General features: G+C 62.2%; 1 protein-coding gene. It reads left to right on the top strand.

Annotated features, from left to right (window positions below):
- Positions 1 to 773: alcohol dehydrogenase catalytic domain-containing protein (locus tag DYI42_RS24000; RefSeq protein ID WP_213549645.1), on the top strand; the 773-nt coding region annotated here is incomplete at both ends.

The raw sequence follows: 773 nt of genomic DNA, 5'->3' as shown, positions 1-773 counted from the left end.
GAAGCCGGCCAACCGCTTGAGATCATGGAGGTTGAGCTTGAGGGGCCGAAGGCCGGGGAGGTTCTGGTCGAGATCAAGGCGACGGGGATCTGCCACACCGACGAGTTCACCCGCTCGGGGGCGGACCCGGAGGGGCTGTTTCCGTCGATCCTGGGCCATGAGGGCGCGGGCGTGGTGATGGAGGTGGGCGAGGGCGTGACGACGCTGAAGCCCGGCGATCACGTGATCCCGCTCTACACGCCGGAATGCCGGCAATGCGCCTCCTGCCTCTCGGGCAAGACAAATCTCTGCACCGCGATCCGCAACACGCAGGGGCAGGGCCTGATGCCCGACGGCACCACGCGCTTCAAGATGCTCGATGGCACGCCGATTTATCACTACATGGGCTGTTCCACCTTTGCGAACCACACGGTGATGCCCGAGATCGCGCTCGCCAAGGTGCGCGAGGACGCGCCCTTCGACAAGATTTGCTACATCGGCTGCGGCGTGACCACCGGCATCGGCGCGGTGATTAACACGGCAGGTGTTGAGATTGGGTCAACGGCGGCGGTTTTTGGCCTCGGCGGCATCGGTCTGAACGTGATCCAGGGCCTGCGGATGGCCGGTTGCGACAAGATCATCGGGGTCGATCTGAACGACGACAAGGCTGAAATGGCGAAGAAATTCGGCATGACACACTTTGTTAACCCCTCGAAGGTAGAGAATACCGTGGCCGAGATCGTGAAGCTGACGCAGACCGATTTTGACCAGATCGGCGGGGTCGATTACTCGTT

Source organism: Vannielia litorea (assembly GCF_018424695.1).
Taxonomy (GTDB): Bacteria; Pseudomonadota; Alphaproteobacteria; order Rhodobacterales; family Rhodobacteraceae; genus Vannielia; species Vannielia litorea_A.
The sequence above is the reverse complement of the archived record's forward strand: the minus strand, read 5'-3'. Positions and strand labels throughout refer to the sequence as shown.